The sequence below is a fragment of the Streptomyces sp. NPDC031064 genome, assembly GCF_055570965.1.
Map to the genome: position 1 here is coordinate 414,272 of NZ_JBVIGF010000001.1, position 17,076 is coordinate 431,347.

A 17,076-nucleotide genomic window follows, 5' to 3' on the forward strand; every position below is an offset into this window, starting at 1 on the left:
GGCTAGATCGCGGGCGCCGGCTGGGCCGCCCGGGCGAGGTCGCGGCGTGCCTTCATGAAGGGGCGGGGCCGGTCCACCGCGAGGATGGCCGTGGGGGCGCCGTCGCGCTCGTACAGGGCCAGGAAGCCGCCTCCGTCCGTGGAGCCCTCGGTGATGCGGACGGTGTCGCCGTCCCTCCGGCGCCCCGCGAACTGGATGCGCGCGCCGTACTGGTCCGACCAGAAGTAGGGCAGCGGGCGCACGGTGGCGGCGGTCCGTCCGGCGAGCAGGTTGCGTATCGCGACGGCGGGCTGCTCGGTGGCGCTGGTCCAGTGCTCGGCGCGTACGCCCCCGACGCGGGCGACGTCGCCGACGGCCACGACCTGCGGCAGCGAGGTGACGCAGCCGTCGTCGCACAGCACGCCGTCGCCGAGGGCGAGGGTGGAGCCCGCGAGCCAGGCGGTGTTGGGTACGGCTCCGATGCCGACGACGACCACGTCGGCGGGCAGCACGCGCCCATCGGCCAGCTCAACGGCACGAACCCGCCGGTCGCCGCGGAGCCCCGCCACGGAGGCGCCGGTGACGAGCTGGCTGCCCCCGCGCGCGTGCAGGGCGGCGCACACGGCGGCCATCTCGGGGCCTAGTTGCGGGAGCAGCGGGAGCGGGGCGGCCTCGACGACGGTGACGTCGTGGCCCAGCGTGGCGCACGAGGACGCCGTCTCGGCGCCGATGAAGCCGCCGCCGATGACCACGACCCGGCGCGGTCCGCCCACCAGGTCCGCCCGCAGGGCGCGCGCGTCGTCGAGCGTACGGAGGGTGTGGACACCGGCCATGCCCGTGGACCCGGGCAGTCGGCGGGCGGACGCCCCGGTGGCGATGACGACGCCGTCCGTGGAGATGGTGCGCCCGCCGTCCAGGAGCAGGGTGCGGCCGCGCGGGTCGAGGCCCCGGGCCCGGGTGCCGAGCAACCACTCGGCGGCCAGGCCGGCCTCTTCCTCGGCGTCGGCGAGGGCGAGCCACTCTTCGACAGCAGGGGTGCCGGCCGGGTCCCCGGGCTGGTCGCCGACCGGGTCCCCGGGCCGACCGCCGGTTTGATCGCCGGCCCGGTCGCCGGTGGCTCCGGCGGCTCCGGTGGCTCCGGTGACTCCGGTGGCTCCGGTGGCTCCGGTGGCTCCGGTGGCTCCGGTCAGGAACTCCTTGGACAGGGGCGGCCGGTCGTAGGGGCGGTGCGGTTCCTCACCGACGATCACCAGGCGGCCGTCGAACCCCTGGGCGCGCAGCTCGCGGGCCGCGTACAGGCCGGCCAGCGACGCGCCGACCACGGTCACGGTCTTCATGCCGCGGTGTCCTCCTGTACGGCCGGACGGACGTGGATGACGCCGTCGGTGACGATCACCTGGTGCGTGCGGACGGGGCGGCGGGCGGGCAGGCAGGTCGGCTGTCCGGTACGGAGATCGAATGAGGCGGCGTGGAGCGGGCATTCGACCAGACAGCCTTCCAGCCACCCCTCGGAGAGGGAGGCGTCCTGGTGGGTGCAGGTGTCGTCGATGGCGTACAGCTCACCGTCGGCGTTGAACACCGCGATGGGCGGCGTGGTGTCGACACGGACGGATTCGCCCGCGGGGAGGTCTTCGAGGCGGCAGACGGGAATCACGGGCCCCCCTCTTGGTCCAGGATTCTAGGACTCTTGGGTAACATGACGTTTCACATAACGTTCCGCATGGCGCATGAGGGCGCGCTATGCGCAACAGAATCCGGTCGGGGTGCCTGCCGCGTCAAGGGCTTCCCGAAGATGCGGCCCGAACCGGCCGCAAGGTGGTGAGAGTTGAACCATGACCCGCAATCAGACAGCGGCTGACCAGACCGACGACACGCGGGAGCGAACGGCCAAGGGCGCGGCGGGAGCCATCCAGTCGGTGGACCGTGCGGTGAGCGTGCTGGAAATCCTCGCCCGGCACGGCGAGGCGGGCGTCACCGACATCGCCGACGAGCTCGACGTGCACAAGTCGACGGCCTTCCGGCTGCTCGGCGTGCTGGAGAACCGGGGCCTGGTCAGCCAGGCCCAGGACCGCGGCAAGTACTTCCTGGGCGCGGGCGTTCTGCGCCTCGCGGGGGCGGCGGCGGTGCGGCTGGACATCTCCCAGGAGGGCGCCCCGGTCTGCCGGGAGCTCGCCGACGAGCTGGGCGAGACGGTCAACATCGCGGTGCTGGACGACGACGCCGCCGTCAACATCATGCAGGCCCGCGGCCCGTCGTCCGTCACGGCGCAGAACTGGCTGGGCAGACGCACGCCGCTGCACTCCACCTCCAGCGGCAAGGTGCTGCTCGCCCATCTGCCGGTCACGTTGCGGGAGGGGCTGCTGGCACGGGCGCTGCCGAGGTTCACCGAGCACACGGTGACCAGCGCCGGGATGCTGCGCGGCGAGCTGGAGTCGGTGGTCGCGCAGGGGTTCGCGCTGGCGGCGGAGGAGCTGGAGCTGGGGCTGAACGCGGTGGCGGCTCCGGTGCGGGCACACGACGGCAAGGTCATCGGCGCGCTGAGCGTGTCGGGGCCGGCGTACCGGCTGGAGCGGGAGCGGCTGCCGGAGCTCGCACGGCGCACGGTCACGGCGGCCGACGAGCTGTCGCGGCGGATGGGGTACGGCATCTGACGCACCGCCGACCGTACGGGCCCGGAAGACGGGCCGGAAACGGATCCGGGAGCGGGGTCGGGGAAACCCGGCCCCGCTCCTTCATGTGTCCGGCGCGTTTCCGCGGTGGTGAACGGATTTCCCGGGCGTTGACACGCACCTCTTGACGGCAACTTGTCGGCGTTCCCAGTATGTTCCCCGTCGCGCAACCCATAGCGCAGTGCGCAACAGCAGAGGAGTCTGTCGTGCCGCATGAGGTCCGTGCCGTCGTCGCCGTCAAGAAGGGCGCACCCGTCGAGGTGCAGACGATCCTGGTGCCCGATCCGGGCCCCGGCGAAGTGCTCGTCTCCGTCCAGGCCTGCGGGGTCTGCCATACGGATCTGCACTACCGGGAGGGCGCCATCAACGACGACTTCCCGTTCCTCCTCGGCCACGAGGCGGCCGGCACGGTCGAGGCCGTGGGCGACGGCGTGACCGCACTCGGCCCCGGTGACTACGTCGTCATCGCGTGGCGCGCGCCCTGCGGGGACTGCCGGTCCTGCCGCCGCGGACGGCCCTGGTACTGCTTCGACTCCCGTAACGCCACCCAGCCGATGACCCTGCTGGACGGCACGCCCCTCTCGCCCGCCCTCGGTATCGGCGCGTTCGCCGAGAAGACGCTGGTGGCCGCCGGCCAGGCGGTGAAGATCGACCCGGCGGCCCGGCCAGAGGCGGCGGGGCTCATCGGCTGCGGGGTGATGGCCGGGTACGGCGCCGCCGTGAACACCGGCAACGTCGGGCGCGGCGACACCGTCGCGGTCATCGGCTGCGGTGGCGTCGGCGACGCCGCCATCGCGGGCGCCTCCCTGGCCGGGGCGCGGCGGGTGATCGCCGTCGACATCGACGACCGGAAGCTGGACGCCGCCACCCACTTCGGGGCCACCCACACGGTCAACTCCCGTGGCACGGACCCGGTCGAGGCGGTGCGTGAGCTGACCGGCGGTTTCGGGGTGGACGTGGCGATCGACGCGGTCGGGCGCCCCGAGACGTACCAGCAGGCCTTCTACATGCGCGACCACGCCGGGGTGCTGGTGCAGGTCGGGGTGCCGGACCCGGACATGCGGCTGGAACTGCCGCTGATCGACCTGTTCTCGCGGGGCGGCGCGCTGAAGTCGTCCTGGTACGGGGACTGTCTGCCCAGCCGGGACTTCCCGATCCTCATCGACCAGTACCTCAGCGGCCGGCTGGACCTCGGCGCCTTCGTCACGGAGAAGATCGCACTGGACGAGGTCGAGGGCGCGTTCGCGAAGATGCACCGGGGCGATGTGCTGCGCTCGGTGGTCGTCCTGTGACCTGCCACGGGGACGTACGCGCCGAACGGGTCGTCACCTCCGGCACGTTCAGCCTCGACGGCGAGACCTTCGACGTCGACAACAACGTGTGGCTCGTCGGTGACGACGCCGAGGTGCTGGTCGTGGACGCCGCCCACGACGCGGCCGCGGTCCTGGCGGCCGTCGCGGGCCGCCGGGTCACCGCCGTCGTGTGCACCCACGGCCACGACGACCACATCGGCGCCGCGCCCGCGCTGGCCGAGGCCACCGGGGCGCCCGTCCTCCTCCACCCCGCGGACCGGGGACTGTGGGACGCCGTCCACCCCGGCCGGGCCCCGGACGGCGACCTGCGGGACGGGCAGGTGCTGCTGGTGGCCGGGGTCCGGGCGCGGGTCCTGCACACGCCCGGCCACACCTGGGGGAGCTGCGTGCTCCACATCCCGTTCCTGGACGCCGTGTTCACCGGCGACACGCTCTTCCACGGCGGCCCCGGCGCGACCGGCCGTTCCTTCTCCGACCGCCCGACGATCCTCGCGTCCATCCGCGAACGGCTGCTCACCCTGCCGGGCGGCACGGTCGTCCACACCGGACACGGCGACGACACGACGATCGCCGCCGAACGCCCGCACGTCCCGGCCGCCGTCTGACACCCGGCCAAGGCCACCGTCCGACAACCGGCCAAGCCCTGCCGTCCGACAACCGGCCAACGCCACCGTCCGACAACCGGCCAAGCCTGCCGTCCGACACTCGATCAAGGCCACCGTCTGACACCCCCAACCAAGGAGGGGCATGTCCAGCACGTCCCACGCCAACCCCCGAGTCGTCGTCATCGGCGCCGGCATCGTCGGCTGCTCCCTCGCCGACGAGCTGACCGCCCGCGGCTGGACGGACGTCACCGTCCTCGAACAGGGCCCGCTCCCCGCGCCCGGCGGTTCCACCTCCCACGCGCCCGGGCTCGTCTTCCGGACCAACCCGTCCAAGACGCTCACCGAATTCGCCGCGTACACCGTGGAGAAGTTCAGCGCCCTGGAGGCCGACGGCCTGTCCTGTTTCAACCCCGTCGGCGGGCTGGAGATCGCCACCACCGAGGAGCGCCTCGCCGAACTGCACCGCCGGGCCGGGTTCGCCGCCGCCTGGGGCGTACCCGGCGAGGTGGTACCGCCGTCCCGCTGCAAGGAGCTGTGGCCGCTGCTCGACGGGACCAAGGTCCTCGGCGGCTTCCACACCCCCGGCGACGGGCTCGCCCGCGCCGTCCCGGCCTGCCGCGCCCAGATGGCCCGCGCCGTGGCGCGCGGCGCCCGCTTCCTGGAGCGGCACACCGTCACCGGCATCGAGCGGGAGGGCGGCCGGGTGACCGGGGTCGTCACCGACCGGGGCGTCTTCCCGGCCGACCACGTCGTGTCGGCGGCCGGTTTCTGGGGCCCGGTCGTCGGCCGCATGGCCGGGGTGGACGTCCCACTGCTCCCCCTCGCACACCAGTACGCCAAGACCGGCCCACTGCCGGAACTGGCCGGCGCGTCCGCCGAGGCGTCCCGGCCCATCCTCCGCTTCCAGGACCGCGACCTGTACTTCCGCGAGCACACCGACCGGATCGGCATCGGCAGCTACGCCCACCGGCCGCTGCCCGTCGACCCGTTCACCGTCCCCGCGTACGACGAGGCGTCCGACACGCCCGGCGGGATGCCGTCCTCGTACCCGTTCACCCCCGAGGACTTCGCCCCGAGCTGGAAGGACTGCGCCTGGCTGCTGCCCGCGCTCGCGAAGGCCGAGGTCCAGGAGGGCTTCAACGGGGTCTTCTCCTTCACACCTGACGGGATGCCGGTCCTCGGCGAGTCCCGCACCCTGCGCGGCTTCTGGCTCGCCGAGGCGGTCTGGGTCACGCACTCGGCGGGCGTCGCCAAGGCGGTCGCCGAGTGGATGGTCGACGGGCGGCCGGCGACCGACGTGCACGAATGCGACCTCACGCGTTTCGAGGACGCGCAGCGTTCACCCGTGTACATCCGTGAGCGGGGTTCACAGCAGTTCATCGAGGTGTACGACGTGATCCACCCGCTCCAGCCCATGGAGCGGCCACGCCCGCTGCGGGTCAGCCCCTTCTACGAGCGGCAGAAGGAACTGGGCGCGTACTTCCTGGAGGGCGGCGGCTGGGAACGGCCGCACTGGTACGAGGCGAACGCCCCGCTCGCCGAGGGCCTGGACCTGCCCGAACGGGACGCCTGGTCGGCCCGCCACTGGTCGCCGATCGCCGCCGCCGAGGCGAAGGCGACCCGCGAGGGGGTCGCCATGTACGACATGACGCCGCTGCGCCGGCTGGAGGTCACCGGGCCCGGCGCCCTCGACTTCCTCCAGCGCATGACCACCAACAACCTGGCCAAGAAGCCGGGTGCGGTGACCTACACCCTGCTCCTGGACGAGACGGGCGGCATCCGCTCGGACCTCACCGTGGCCCGGCTCGCGGAGGACCGGTTCCAGATCGGCGCCAACAGCCCGGCCGACGAGGACTGGCTGCTGCGCCACGCGCCGGGCGATGTACTGATCCGTGACATCACCTCCGGCACCTGCTGCATCGGCGTGTGGGGGCCGCTCGCCCGCGACCTCGTACAGCCGCTGACCCACGACGACTTCTCGCACCGGGGCTTCGGCTACTTCCGCGCCAAGCGGACGTACCTCGGGCACGTGCCCGTGACGGCCATGCGTCTGAGTTACGTCGGCGAGCTCGGCTGGGAGCTGTACACCAGCGCCGACCTGGGGCTGCGGCTGTGGGACACCCTGTGGGAGGCGGGCCGGGAGCACGGCGTCGTCGCCGCCGGGCGATCCGCCTTCAACAGCCTGCGCCTGGAGAAGGGCTACCGGGCCTGGGGCCACGACATGACCGGTGAACACACCCCGTACGAGGCCGGTGTCGGTTTCGCCGTGCGCATGGACAAGGGCGACTTCGTCGGCCGCCAGGCTCTGGAAGGGGCGGGCGAGCCGGAGCACCGGCTCACCGCGCTGCTCCTCGACGACCCGTCGGACGTCGTGCTGGGCAAGGAGCCGGTCCACGTGGGCGGCTCACCGGCCGGTTACGTGACGAGCGCCGCGTACGGCTACACGCTGGGCCGCTGCGTCGCGTACGCCTGGCTGCCGCCGCTGCCCACGGGCACGGCCGTGCACGTGGAGTACTTCGGGCGGAAGGTGGCGGCGACGGTCGCCGACGAGCCGCTGTTCGACCCGGGGATGAGCCGTATCCGCCGCTGAGGAGGCCGAGGAAGCATGTCACCCACCTATGACGTGATCGTGGTCGGCCTGGGCGGTATGGGCAGTGCCGCCGCCCACCACCTGTCCGCGCGCGGCGCCCGCGTGCTGGGGCTGGAGAAGTTCGGCCCGGTGCACAACCGGGGCTCCAGCCACGGCGGTTCGCGGATCACCCGCCAGTCGTACTTCGAGGACCCCGCGTACGTACCGCTGCTGCTGCGCGCGTACGAGCTGTACGAGCGGCTGGAGCGGGACACGGGCCGCGACATCGCCACCCTGTGCGGCGGGCTGATGCTGGGCCGCCCCGAGTCCCGTACCGTCGCCGGTTCCCGGCTGTCGGCCGAGCGGTGGGGCCTGCCGCACGAGATGCTCGACGCCAAGGAGGTCCGGCGCCGCTTCCCGACCCTGACGCCGGCCGACGACGAGGTGGCGCTGTACGAGGCGCGGGCCGGGCTGCTGCGGCCCGAGAACACCGTCGCCGCCCACCTCCAGCTCGCCACGCGAGCGGGCGCGGACCTGCACTTCGAGGAGCCGCTGCTGCGCTGGGAGCCGTACCGCGACGGCGTGCGCGTCCACACCGCCGAGAACACCTACACGGCCGGCCAGTTGGTGATCTGCCCCGGCGCGTGGGCGCCCGCGCTGCTCACCGGCCTCGGGGTGCCGTTCACCATCGAGCGGCAGGTCATGTACTGGTTCCAGCCGGAGGGCGGCACGACGCCGTTCCTCCCCGAGAACCACCCCATCTACATCTGGGAGGACGCGGACGACGTCCAGATCTACGGGTTCCCCGCGATCGACGGGCCGGAGCTGGGCGCGAAGGTGGCGTTCTTCCGCAAGGGCACCGTCTGCACCCCCGAGACCATCGAGCGGACCGTGCACGACCACGAGGTCGCGGCGATGGCGCACCAAGCCGCCCGGCTGCTCCCGGCGCTGCCCGGCCGGTTCCTGAAGGCGGCCACCTGCATGTACTCCAACACGCCCGACGAGCACTTCGTGATCGCCCGCCACCCCCGGCACCCCGAGTCCGTGACGGTCGCCTGCGGGTTCTCCGGGCACGGGTTCAAGTTCGTACCGGTCGTCGGCGAGATCGTGGCCGACCTGGCGCTGACCGGCACCACCGCGCACCCGATCGAGCTGTTCGACCCCAGCCGCCTCACCGCCGCGCCCGCCTAGGAGGCCGCAGTGACGACAACACCCCTGCCCCCCAGCCTCATCGCCACCCTGCCCGGCCACTACTACACCGACCCGGACGTCTTCCGGCAGGAGCAGGAGCGGCTCTTCGAAGCCATGTGGTTCTGCGCGGTGCGCGGCGCGGACCTCGATCGGCCCGGGGCCTTCCGCACGGTCCGGGTCGGCCGGGAGAGCGTCATCGTGACCCGCAACCGGGCCGGTGAGCTGCGCGCGTTCCTCAACGTCTGCCGGCACCGGGGCGCCCGCCTCTGCCTGGAGGAGTCCGGCGAGGTGCGCCGCAACCTCCAGTGCCCGTACCACGCCTGGACCTACGACCTGGACGGCCAACTGGTCGCGGCGCCGAACCTGACGAAGATGCCGGACGTCGACCGCACCGCCTACGGCCTGGTCACGGTGCACCTGCGCGAGTGGCTCGGCTACGCGTGGGTGTGCCTGGCCGACGAACCGCCGTCGTTCGAGGAGACGGTGATGGGCGCGGCGGTGGAGCGGCTCGGCGACGCGGCGTCCATCGAGCGCTACCGCACCGAGGAGCTGGCGCTCGGCCGGCGCGTCTCGTACGACGTGAAGGCGAACTGGAAGCTGATCGTCGAGAACTTCATGGAGTGCTACCACTGCGCGACCATCCATCCCGAACTGACCGATGTGCTGCCCGAGTTCGCCGAGGGCTACGCGGCGCAGTACTACGTCGGACACGGCGCCGAGTTCGGTGACGGCGTCAAGGGCTTCACGGTCGACGGCAGCGAGGGCTTCGCGAAGCTGCCCGAGGTCACGCCCGACCAGGACCGCCGCTACTACGCGATCACGGTGAAGCCGACGGTCTTCATCAACCTGGTCCCCGACCATGTGATCCTGCACCGGATGTTCCCGCTCGCCGAGGACCGCACGGTCGTCGAGTGCGACTGGCTGTACGCGCCCGAGGTCGTCGCGTCGGGAGCGGACGTGTCCAAGTCGGTGGAGCTGTTCCACCGGGTCAACGTCCAGGACTTCGACGCGTGCGAGCGCACCCAGCCGGCGATGGCGTCCCGCGCCTACCGCTTCGGCGGCGTCCTGGTGCCGACCGAGCACCACATCGGGATCTTCCACTCCTGGCTTGCCGAGCACCTGGGAGGCTCTCGTGCCTGACCTCTTCATCGGCGGGACGTGGACGAGCCCCCGCGACGGGCGCACCCGCGAGATCCGCTGCCCGGCCGACGGCACGCTCGTCGGGGAGGTGGACGAGGCGGGTGGCAAGGACACGGCGGACGCCATCGCCGCCGCCCGGCGCGCCTTCGACATGGGCCCCTGGCCGCGCACGCCGGACGCCGAGCGCGGGGACCTGCTGCTGCGGGTCGCCGACCTGCTCGTACGGGACCGGGAGGCGGTGGCGCGCGCCGAGTCGCTGGACACCGGTAAGCGGCTGGTGGAGAGCCGGTACGACGTGGACGACGTGGTGGCGTGCTTCCGGTACTTCGGGCGGCTGGCCGCGACGGAGACGGGACGGGTCATCGACACGGGGCCGGCGTCGGCGGACAGCAGGGTGGTGTACGAGCCGGCCGGGGTGTGCGGGCTGATCACGCCCTGGAACTATCCGCTGCTCCAGACGGCGTGGAAGGTCGCCCCCGCGCTGGCGGCCGGCAACACGTTCGTGCTGAAGCCGAGCGAGCTGACCCCGCACACCGCGATCCGTCTGATGCGGCTGCTGGCGGAGGCCGGGCTGCCGGACGGCGCCGCGAACCTGGTCCTGGGCGCGGGCCCGGAGGCGGGTGCTCCGCTCGCCGACCACCCGGACGTGGACCTGCTGTCGTTCACGGGCGGGCTCGCCACCGGGCGGCGGCTGATGGCGGCGGCGGCCGGGACGGTGAAGAAGGTGGCGCTGGAGCTGGGCGGCAAGAACCCGAACATCGTGTTCGCGGACGCCGACTTCGAGGCGGCGGTGGACATGGCGCTGACGGCGGTGTTCCTGCACTCGGGTCAGGTGTGCTCCGCGGGGGCGCGGCTGCTGGTGGAGGACTCGCTGCACGACCGGTTCGTGGACGAGGTGGTACGCCGGGCCCGCCGCATCCGGCTCGGCGGGCCGTTCGACGAGCGGGCGCGGACCGGGCCGCTGATCTCGGCCGCGCACCGCGCGAAGGTCGAGGCGTACGTGGCGGCCGGGCTGGCGGAGGGGGCGGTGCTGCGCTGCGGCGGGGCGCGGCCCGAAGGCCCGGCGTACGAGGCGGGGTTCTACTACCTGCCGACGGTGCTGGACGAGTGCCGTGCCGGGATGTCGGTGGTACGGGAGGAGTCGTTCGGGCCGGTCCTGACGGTGGAGCGGTTCCGCGACGGCGACGAGGAGGAGGCCGTACGGCTCGCCAACGACACGGTCTACGGGCTGGCGGGCGCGGTGTGGACGGGTGACGAGGGGCGGGCGGCCCGGGTGGCGTCCCGGCTGCGCCTGGGCACCGTGTGGATCAACGACTACCACCCCTACCTGCCGCAGGCGGAGTGGGGCGGGTTCAAGCAGTCCGGTACGGGGCGCGAGCTCGGTCCGGCGGGCCTTGCCGAGTACCGCGAGGCGAAGCACATCTGGCGCAACACGGCCCCGGCCCCCCAGGGTTGGTTCGCCTGACTCGACGACCTCTCCCCCACCAGGAGTTGCTCATGACGTCTGCACCACCAGGACACGCGAACAGCGATGACAACGCCGAGCTGGCCGAGTTCGGCTACCGGCCGGAGCTCAAGCGCACGCTCGGGAACTTCCACACCTTCGCCGCCGGCATCTCGTACATCTCCATCCTCACCGGCACCTTCCAGCTCTTCTACTTCGGTTACGCCAGCGGCGGCCCCGCCTACTGGTGGTCCTGGCCGATGGTGTTCGCCGGCCAGTTCATGGTCGCGCTGTGCTTCGCGGAGCTGGCGGCCCGGTACCCGGTCGCCGGGAGCATCTACAACTGGTCGAAGCGGCTGGGCAATCCGCACGTCGGGTGGCTGGCGGGCTGGATGATGCTCATCGCCTCGATCGTGTCGATCGCGGCCGTCGCCCTCGCCTACCAGCTCACGCTCCCCCGGATATCGTCCGTGTTCCAGTTCGTCGGGGACGGCACCGGGACGTACGACGTGGCGACCAACGCGGTGGTACTGGCGGCCGGTCTGATCCTGTTCACCACCCTGGTCAACGCCTTCGGCGTGAAGCTGATGGCACGGATCAACACCGCCGGCGTCTTCATCGAGCTGCTCGCCACCGTCGTGCTGATCGCGCTGCTCGCGGTGAACGTCGTACGCGGCCCCCAGGTCGTCACGGACACGGCGGGCACCGGCTCGGGCCAGTCCTTCGGCTACCTGGGCGCGTTCCTGATCGCGTCGCTGGCCTCGGCGTACGTCATGTACGGCTTCGACACGGCGGCGTCGCTCGGCGAGGAGTCCCTGGACCCCTCGCGCAACGCACCGCGCGCCATCATCCGGGCGATCGTCGCCTCCTTCGTCCTGGGCGGGCTGATCCTGCTGCTGGCGCTGATGAGCGTGTCGAGCCTGCGGGGTGAACGGCTGTCGACGGAGGGCCTCCAGTACGTCGTGCTCGACGTCCTCGGGCCGACGGCCGGCAAGGCGATGCTGTGGTGCGTGCTGATCGCCGTGACGGTGTGCGCGCTGGCCGTCCACACGGCGGCGATCCGGCTGGCGTTCGCGATGGCCCGGGACAACAACCTGCCGGCGTCGTCGCGGCTGGCGAGGGTGAGCCCGCGCTTCAGTACGCCGGTCCTGCCGACCGTGATCATCGGGGTGCTGGCGCTGGCGATCCTGGTGGTCAACATCCGCCAGCCGCAGATCTTCACCGTGGTCACCAGCATCGGCATCATCATGATCTACCTGGCGTACCTCCTGGTCACCGTGCCGATGCTGGTGGCGCGGGTGCGCGGCGGGTGGCAGCCGGCCGAGGGGAAGTTCTCGCTGGGCCGCTGGGGCCTGCCGGTGAACGTCCTCGCCGTGCTGTGGGGCGCGGTGATGACCGTGAACCTCATCTGGCCGCGCGCCGCCGTCTACAACGCCGCCCCGCCGTACCACTGGTACCTGCGCTGGGGCGCCGTCCTGTTCGTCGGGGCCATCGCGGTGGGCGGCTTCGCCTACTACTGGTTCGTGCAGCGGCACCGTACGGGCGTGCTGGCCGAACACGCCGCCACGGCTGAGGAAGCCGCGCTTCCGAAGGAGGTCACCCTTTCATGACCGAGGTGTTCGACTACGTCGTCGTGGGCGGCGGGACGGCCGGGAACGTCGTCGCCGCACGGCTGAGCGAGGGCCCGTCCGTCACGGTGTGCGTCCTGGAGGCGGGGCCCAGCGACGTCGGGGACGACAACATCCTGCGGCTGGAGCGCTGGATGGGTCTGCTGGAGTCGGGGTACGACTGGGACTACCCGGTCGAGCCGCAGGCCCACGGCAACAGCTTCATGCGGCACGCCCGCGCCAAGGTGCTCGGCGGCTGCTCGTCGCACAACTCGTGCATCGCCTTCTGGGCGCCGGCGGAGGACCTGGACGACTGGGCGGCGGCGGGCTGTACCGGGTGGAGCGCGGCCGACCTGTTCCCGCTGTACCGGCGGCTGGAGAGCAACGACGCGCCGGGCGACCACCACGGCCGCACCGGCCCGGTGAGGCTGCGCACCCTCAAGGGCGGCGACCCGTGCGGGGCGGCGCTGCTGGAGGCGTGCGCCCAGGCGGGCATCCCCACCACGCCGTTCAACACGGGCACGACGGTGATCCGGGGCGCGGGCTGGTTCCAGATCAACGCGGACGAGAACAACGTCCGCCAGTCGTCGTCGGTGGCGTACCTCCACCCGGTGATGGGCAAGCGGCCGAACCTGGAGATACGCACCGGGGTGCGGGCCAAGCGGCTGGTCTTCGACGGCCGCCGCTGCACGGGGGCCGAGTACCTGGACCCGGATCTGGTCCACACCCGTGTCGTACGGGCCCGGCGCGCGGTGGTCGTGTCGTGCGGCTCCATCGACACGCCGAAGCTGCTGATGCTGTCGGGCATCGGTCCGGCGGAGCACCTGCGCGAGGTGGGCGTGGACGTGCTCGTCGACTCCCGGGGCGTCGGCGAGAACCTCCAGGACCACCCCGAGGGCGTCATCATGTGGGAGGCGAAGCAGCCGATGCCCACGACGTCGAGCCAGTGGTGGGAGGCGGGGATCTTCTACGACACCGAGCCCGGCCTGGACCGGCCCGACCTGATGTTCCACTACGGCTCGGTGCCGTTCGACATGAACACCGCCCGGCACGGCTACCCGACGTCCGAGAACGCCTTCTGCCTCACGCCCAATGTCACCCGGGCCGGATCGCGGGGCACCGTGCGGCTGCGCACCCGTGACTACCGGGACAAGCCGATGGTCGACCCCCGGTACTTCACGCACGAGCACGACGTACGGGTGATGACGTACGGCCTGAAGCTCGCGCGCCGGATCGCCGCCCAGCCCGCGCTCGCCGGGTGGGCCGGTGCCGAACTGGCCCCGGGCCCCGACGTCCGGAGCGACGACGAGCTGCTGGACTACATCCGCAAGACGCACAACACCGTCTACCACCCGGCCTGCACGGTGCGCATGGGCGCCGACGACGACCCGCTGGCGCCGCTCGACGCGCGGCTGCGGGTGAAGGGCGTCGCGGGGCTGAGGGTCGCGGACGGTTCGGTCATGCCGGACCTCGTCACCGTCAACCCGTGCATCACGACGATGGTGATCGGCGAGAAGTGCGCCGACCTGCTGGCGGAGGACAACCGCTGACGCCGGGTGCGCGCGGCGGCGCCTGGGGGCCGGTGCGCCGAGGGGCCGTGCGGGGGCCGTACGCCGGCGAGGGGCCCGGGCCGGTGACCGGCCCGGGCCCCGGCACGCCGTGTGCCGTCAGACCCGCCGCGTGCCGGTCAGACCCGCTGCCACAGGCCCGTGGCGCCCGGGGGCCGCCAGCCGGGCTGGGCCTGGTGCGTCTGGAGGCACCGGTAGGAGACCCCGTCGTACGTGACCTGGTCACCGACGTGGTAGATCTTGCCGGCGGCCCAGGTGCCGCCCGCCTTCCCGGTGTCGCCCGGGTCGGCGGAGTTGGTCTTCAGCGTCAGCCCGTACTCCTGGAGCACCGGGTTGAGCGGCTGGTGGAAGGTGGTTCCGCCGTCCTTGCAGTTGCCGGAACCGCCGGAGGTGACGCCCTGGGCCTGCGTCCCGGAGATGTACGGGCCGCCCGAGTCACCCGGCTCGGCGCAGACCGTGGTGCGGGTCAGGCCCTTCACGGTGCCCTGGAGGTACGACACGCTCGTGTTGTGCTGCTCGATCGTGCCGCAGTGCCAGCCGGTGGTGGAGCCGGACCGGCAGATCGACGCGCCGACGAGGGCCTCGGTGGAGCCGGCGACCTCGACGTTCTGGTCGCCCTGCCCCTTGATGTACGCCGTCGCCGCCCAGTCGCCGTTGGCGCCCACCCAGGCCATGTCCTTGCCGGGGAAGGTGGAGGCCTTGAAACTGCCCTGGGCCACCTTGTTGTGGCCGTTGGTCGTGGCGCCGGTCTGGCCGCAGTGGCCGGCCGTGGCGAAGCCCTGCTGGGTGCCGGAGGTGACGGCGAAGCCGACGGAGCAGCGGGCGTTGCCGATGTAGTAGGCGTCGCCGCCCCGGATGTCGTGGACCAACGGGCGCGGCCGCTCGGTCGTCGCCTTGACCTGGACCAGGGTGCGGTCGACGCCGGTGGCGGTGAGGAACACATCGGCGGCGGACGCCTTGGCGGCCTCCAGCGTCACGGTGTTGTTGCGGAGGTCGACGTACCAGACGGGTGCGTCGGCGGTCTTCGTCCGGACGGAGCCCTGGTCCAGCTTGGCTTTGGCGCCCTCCAGCCGCTTGAGGTTGTGGCGGACCACCTTCGCCTCGGCGCCGCCCGCCTTGATGGCGGCCTTGTCGGCGGCGTCGGTGGTGGCGACGGTGAGCGTGGCGGAGACCGGTCCGCTCACCCACGCCCCGGCGAACCGGTCGCCGAGGGCGTTCTGGAGGCGGCCGGCCCGGGCCCCCGCCTCGGCCTCGTTCTTCAGCCGCGTTTCGGCCTGCTCGCGGGTCAGGCCCAGGTCGCGCTGCATGGCGTCGAGCAGCGCGGGCGACGGCTTGTCGGCGCCGAGGGTGCCGGCCGCCGAGGGGATGGACGGCGGCGCGGGCGCCTCGGCGGCGACCACGCCGGGCGAGCCGGCCAGCACGAGCGCACCGACGGCGGTGAGGGTGGCGCACGCGGCGGTGGCGTGTCTGTGGAGCATCGGGTGTCACCTCTGTTCGGGGTCTGTTCGGGGGAAAGACGTGCCGAACCGTAGGTGTTTCCAACAGCGCGTCCGACAATGTCGGTTTGTCGGTTCTTCGGCTTTATGGGAGACATGGGCGCCCGCCATGCGGCGTAATGGCACGCGTGGCGAACCCTGGCGCCGCCACCACCCCGACCGTCGGCCGCCCACCACCCCGGGCACCCGCGCCGCGCCGCCACCCCGACCGTCGGCCGTCGGCCGACCAGGGCCCGGCCCGTCGCCCCGCCGTCAGCCGACCGGCGCCCCGAACGCCCCCTTCGCTCCTCGCTCTCGTCGCCCCCGCCACCCCCGGCCGTCAGCCGACCGGCGCCCCTGCCGGCCCGGGCGTTCCTGCCGGCCCGGGCGTCCCCGCCGGCCCGGGCGTCCCCGCCGGCCTGGGCACCCCTGCGGGCCCATGTGTCCCCGGCGCCCCCGCGGCCACCTAGGCCACCTTGGCCATCTTGGCCACCTAGGCCACCTCGGCCACTTCGGCCACCAGGCGGTCGGCGACCGGCACCGGGACGGCGTGCCGGGCGGCGGCGCGCAGCAGGGCTCCGCCGATCGCGTCCAGTTCCAGCGGGCGTCCCGCCTCGGCGTCGCGCTGCATGGAGGACTTGGTGCCGTACGGCCAGGCGTCGTACCGCGCCAGGACCGCCGCCGGATCGGCCGGCGCCCCGCAGGCGCGGCTCACCGCCGCCGCCTCCGCGACGAGCGCGACCAGTTCGTCACGGTGCCCGGTGCGCAGGTCGCCGATGGGGACCCCGTACCGCGTGGTGAGCAGGGCGAAAGGCGCGAGCAGCGCGAGCTTCGCCCAGAGCGTCGTCGCCTCCTCCTCGGCGACCCGGACGCGCACCCCCGCCGCCTCCAGCACACCGGCGAGGCCGTCGAGCCGCTCGGGAGGTCCGGCCAGGTCCACCTCGGTGAACGGGGTGCCGTGCTCGATGACGCCCGGCGCCACCCGGGTCGACTCGGCCCGGATCACCCCGGGGACGACCCGGTGCTCCCCGTACCGCTCGCGCAGCGCGTCCGGGTGTTCGACGCCGTTGAGCAGCGGCACGACGAGGGCGGCGTCGCCGAGCACGTCGGACGGCACGCGCTCCAGCGCCGCGTCGAGCGCGGTGTGCTTGACGGCCACCAGGCACAGGTCGACCGGCTCGCGCAGCTCCGTGTCCGCCTCCACCGTGGCGGTGAAGTCGCCGAACTGCCCGCTGCGTACGCGGATGCCGTCCTGGCTCAGGGCTCGGACCGTGTCCTCTCCCGCCAGGCAGATGACCCGGTGCCCGGCGCGGGACAACAGGCCGGCCAGCAGGCCGCCGATCCCTCCGGGGCCGAGTACGGCGACGGTCCAGGGCTTGGGCATGCTGTGACGTTCCTTCCGCGACGAGTGGTGGGTCGGCACCCGTCCATGCCCTTCGCCAGGGCCCGTTGGGGTGCGAAGGGGGGGACGGGTTGCCGCCCGAGGGCCCTGGAGTGATCTTCCGGCGCGCCAACC

General features: G+C 72.8%; 13 protein-coding genes. 9 read left to right on the forward strand and 4 right to left on the reverse strand.

Annotated features, from left to right (window positions below):
* Window positions 1-2 precede the first annotated feature (2 nt).
* Both ACZ46W_RS01700 and ACZ46W_RS01705 read right to left on the reverse strand, forming a co-directional pair.
* A complete protein-coding gene (locus tag ACZ46W_RS01700; protein WP_468329658.1) occupies window positions 3-1,316 on the reverse strand; it encodes an NAD(P)/FAD-dependent oxidoreductase in 1,314 nt (437 codons plus the stop codon).
* Entirely contained in the window at window positions 1,313-1,633 is a 321-nt protein-coding gene (locus ACZ46W_RS01705; protein ID WP_468329661.1) for a bifunctional 3-phenylpropionate/cinnamic acid dioxygenase ferredoxin subunit, read from the reverse strand. Before ACZ46W_RS01705 ends, ACZ46W_RS01700 begins: the two co-directional genes overlap by 4 nt.
* 178 nt (window positions 1,634-1,811) lie before the next feature.
* Between ACZ46W_RS01705 and ACZ46W_RS01710 the strand changes: the two genes are divergently transcribed.
* The 9 genes from ACZ46W_RS01710 to ACZ46W_RS01750 all read left to right on the forward strand — a co-directional run bounded on the left by ACZ46W_RS01710 (window position 1,812) and on the right by ACZ46W_RS01750 (window position 14,067).
* Complete coding sequence (locus ACZ46W_RS01710) at window positions 1,812-2,630, forward strand: IclR family transcriptional regulator (protein WP_468329664.1); 819 nt, start codon at window positions 1,812-1,814, stop codon at window positions 2,628-2,630.
* Window positions 2,631-2,854: 224 nt separating this feature from the next.
* Window positions 2,855-3,940: an S-(hydroxymethyl)mycothiol dehydrogenase gene (locus ACZ46W_RS01715; RefSeq protein WP_468329667.1), complete on the forward strand. Its 1,086-nt coding sequence runs from the start codon at window positions 2,855-2,857 to the stop codon at window positions 3,938-3,940.
* Window positions 3,937-4,566 (forward strand): MBL fold metallo-hydrolase, encoded by a 630-nt coding sequence (locus ACZ46W_RS01720; protein ID WP_468329670.1) that lies wholly within the window; start codon window positions 3,937-3,939, stop codon window positions 4,564-4,566. The genes ACZ46W_RS01715 and ACZ46W_RS01720 overlap by 4 nt, the downstream gene beginning before the upstream one ends.
* A 142-nt stretch (window positions 4,567-4,708) precedes the next feature.
* On the forward strand, window positions 4,709-7,156 hold the full coding sequence (locus ACZ46W_RS01725) for a GcvT family protein (RefSeq protein ID WP_468329673.1): 2,448 nt from the start codon (window positions 4,709-4,711) through the stop codon (window positions 7,154-7,156).
* A 15-nt stretch (window positions 7,157-7,171) separates the two neighbouring features.
* Window positions 7,172-8,326, forward strand: a complete 1,155-nt coding sequence (solA, locus tag ACZ46W_RS01730) for an N-methyl-L-tryptophan oxidase (protein WP_468329676.1) — start codon at window positions 7,172-7,174, stop codon at window positions 8,324-8,326.
* A 9-nt stretch (window positions 8,327-8,335) separates the two neighbouring features.
* The gene (locus ACZ46W_RS01735; protein WP_468329679.1) at window positions 8,336-9,466 is read left to right on the forward strand and encodes an aromatic ring-hydroxylating oxygenase subunit alpha; all 1,131 of its coding nucleotides are present in this window, start codon (window positions 8,336-8,338) and stop codon (window positions 9,464-9,466) included.
* The gene (locus tag ACZ46W_RS01740; RefSeq protein ID WP_468329683.1) at window positions 9,459-10,931 is read left to right on the forward strand and encodes an aldehyde dehydrogenase family protein; all 1,473 of its coding nucleotides are present in this window, start codon (window positions 9,459-9,461) and stop codon (window positions 10,929-10,931) included. Before ACZ46W_RS01735 ends, ACZ46W_RS01740 begins: the two co-directional genes overlap by 8 nt.
* A 32-nt stretch (window positions 10,932-10,963) precedes the next feature.
* The gene (locus tag ACZ46W_RS01745; RefSeq protein WP_468329686.1) at window positions 10,964-12,520 is read left to right on the forward strand and encodes an APC family permease; all 1,557 of its coding nucleotides are present in this window, start codon (window positions 10,964-10,966) and stop codon (window positions 12,518-12,520) included.
* Window positions 12,517-14,067: a GMC family oxidoreductase gene (locus ACZ46W_RS01750; RefSeq protein WP_468329689.1), complete on the forward strand. Its 1,551-nt coding sequence runs from the start codon at window positions 12,517-12,519 to the stop codon at window positions 14,065-14,067. Before ACZ46W_RS01745 ends, ACZ46W_RS01750 begins: the two co-directional genes overlap by 4 nt.
* 137 nt (window positions 14,068-14,204) lie before the next feature.
* Here the strand turns inward: ACZ46W_RS01750 and ACZ46W_RS01755 are convergent, their stop codons facing one another.
* Together ACZ46W_RS01755 and ACZ46W_RS01760 are read right to left on the reverse strand one after the other, a co-directional pair.
* Window positions 14,205-15,563, reverse strand: coding sequence for a carbohydrate-binding protein (locus ACZ46W_RS01755; protein WP_468329692.1), 1,359 nt, complete (start codon window positions 15,561-15,563; stop codon window positions 14,205-14,207).
* A gap of 490 nt (window positions 15,564-16,053) precedes the next feature.
* Window positions 16,054-16,944 carry a ketopantoate reductase family protein gene (locus tag ACZ46W_RS01760; RefSeq protein ID WP_468329694.1) on the reverse strand — a complete coding sequence of 297 codons (891 nt, stop codon included), beginning with the start codon at window positions 16,942-16,944 and terminating at the stop codon, window positions 16,054-16,056.
* Window positions 16,945-17,076 lie beyond the last annotated feature (132 nt).